We start from the raw sequence: 2,522 nt of genomic DNA on the forward strand, positions 1-2,522 counted from the left end.
CGCCGTCCGCCGGCCGCAACGCCACCACCGCGGCGAACGCGGCCAACTCCAGCAGCACGAAGAAGACGGTGTACGCGACCGCCGCCGCGTACGCCCCGGCCCGGGCGTCGGCGGTGCGCCCGGCGGCCAGCGCCAGCGCGCCCAGTGGGGCCAGGATGTAGCCCGCCTGGGCCACCGACGACCAGGCGAGCAACCGCACGGTACGCCGCTGACGCAGCGCCACCAGGTTGCCCACGGTCATCGTCAGCACCGCCAGCGCCGCCAGCACCGGGCCGGTCACCTCGCCGGGAAGCGCCCGCTGCACCACCGCCAGCAGCGCCACCACGCCGCCCAGCTTCGAGGCGGTCGACAGGTACGCGGCGACCGGCAGCGGCGCGCCGTCGTAGGTCGCCGGCGCCCAGGCGTGGAACGGCACCGCGGCGACCTTGAACGCGAGCCCGGCCACCACCAGCGCCACCGCGACGGTGGTCAGCGGCAGGGCGGTCAGGTCGTCGCGGGCGGCCAGGGTGGCGCCGAGCCGGTCCAGGTGCAGCGTGCCGGCGACCGCGTAGAGCAGCGCCGCGCCGAGCAGCGTCACCGTGGTGGCGACCACGCTGACCACGAAGAACGTCACCGCCGCCTCGGCGCCGGCGAGGCTGCCCCGGCGCAGCCCGACCAGCACGTACAGCGGCAGGGTCAGCGTCTCCAGCGCCACGATCAGGGTGATCAGGTCACCGGCCGCGCCGAGCACCACACCGCCGGTCATGGCGCAGGCGAGCAGGAAGCAGTATTCCCCCGGCGGGGTGCGCCCGGCCCGCAGCAGCGGGCCGGAGATCGCCAGCACACCGAGCGTGAGCAGGGCGACCACCACCGCCACCAGCGCGGCCCGACCGTTCCACACCCAGGAGCAGTCGTCACCGACGCAGAACGTGCGCCGGGTGCCGGCCGCGCCGACGAGCCCCGCGCCCACCGCGGTGCCGGCCGCGCCGAGCGCCGCCACCGCGGCGGTGACCCGGGGACGTGCCACCAGCAGGTCGACCAGCAGGACCAGCACGGCGGTGCCGGCGGCCAGGTACGCCGGCAGCAGCGCCACGTTGTCGACGCTCTGCACCAGGCTCATGGGACGACCCCCAGCAGGGCCTCCACCGGACCGGAGGCGTAGGAGAGGACCAGCGCGGGCGCCAGCCCGACCGCGAGCGCGAGCAGCACCAGCGGCGCCCAGGTGGTCAGCTCCGCGCCGGCCAGCCCGGGCGTGAGCCCGGCCACCGCCGGGCTGGGCCGGCCGTGGGTGACCCGGCGCAGCAACCGCAGGAAGTACGCGGCGGTCAGCGCCCCGCCCAACGCCGCCAGCACGGCCAGCGTCAGCCACAGCGGGCCGCCCCGCCGGACGGCGGCCACCACCGCGAACGCCTCGCCCCAGAAGCCGGCCAGCCCGGGCAGCCCGAGCGAGGCGACCGCCGCGAAGCCCAGCAGCCCGGCCAGCCGGGGCGCGGTCTCCCGCAGACCGGACAGGTCGGCCAGCGCGCCGGTGTGCGTCCGGTCCTTGACCGCGCCGGCCAGGAAGAACAGCAGGCCGGTGATGACCCCGTGGGCGATGTTGCCGATCAGCGCGGCCTGGAGCCCGGTGGCGGTGAGCGTGGCGACCCCGAGCAGCACGAAACCCATGTGCCCGACGCTGGAGTAGGCGATCAGCCGCTTCAGGTCGTCCTGGGCCAGGCAGACCAGGCCGCCGACTCCGATCGCGGCGACGGCGAGCACGCCGAGCGCCGGCGACGCCCAGCGGGCGCCCTCCGGCGCCACCCCGACGGCGACCCGGATCAGCCCGTACGTGCCCATCTTGAGCAGCACCCCGGCGAGGATCACGCTGCCGACGGTGGGCGCCTGGGTGTGCGCGTCGGGCAGCCACGAGTGCAGCGGCCAGAGCGGGCTCTTCACCGCGAACGCCAGCGCCAGCAGCGTGAACGCGGCGAACTGGGTGCCCCGGGACAGGCCGACGCCGCCGGTCAGCGCGACCAGGTCGGCGGTGCCCGCCTCGGCCACCACCACGTAGACGCCGACCAGCAGCAGCACCGAGCCGAACAGCGTGTAGAGCGCGAACTTGCGGGCCGCGCGCCGCCGGTCCGCGCCGCCCCAGCCGGCGATGATCGCGTACATCGGCAGCAGGACGACCTCGAAGAAGAGGAAGAAGAGCACCAGGTCGAGCGCGAGGAACGTGCCGAGGATGCCCACCTCGACCACCAGCAGCAGCGCCACCAGGGCCCGCCCGCTGCCACCGCCGGCCGGCACCCGCCACAGCGTGTAGCCGCAACACAGCAGCGTCAGCAGCGCGGTCAGCACCACCAGCGGCCAGGAGATGCCGTCCACCCCGAGGTGGAACCGCAGGTCGAGCCCGGGCACCCAGGGCAGGTCGAGCCGGTGCCAGGGCTGCACCGCCGGGCGGGGCCCGTACCCGAACCAGCCGTGCGCGCCGCCGACCAGCGGCAGCGTCGCCAGCAGCGTCAGCGCCGCGGCGGCGGTGCCGACCAGCCGGCCCGCCCGGTCCC

At 76.2% G+C, this 2,522-nt stretch carries 2 protein-coding genes; both read right to left on the minus strand.

Annotated elements, in window-relative coordinates; translation table 11 throughout:
• Positions 1-1,099 (minus strand): NADH-quinone oxidoreductase subunit N (locus HUW36_RS30630; protein ID WP_174531270.1); only part of this gene is annotated, 1,099 nt, incomplete at its 3' end.
• On the minus strand, positions 1,096-2,522 hold a 1,427-nt coding region (locus HUW36_RS30635), incomplete at its 5' end, for a complex I subunit 4 family protein (protein WP_174531271.1). The genes HUW36_RS30630 and HUW36_RS30635, both read right to left, overlap by 4 nt.

It is taken from the genome of Micromonospora maritima (genome assembly GCF_902825405.1).
GTDB lineage: Bacteria > Actinomycetota > Actinomycetes > Mycobacteriales > Micromonosporaceae > Micromonospora > Micromonospora maritima.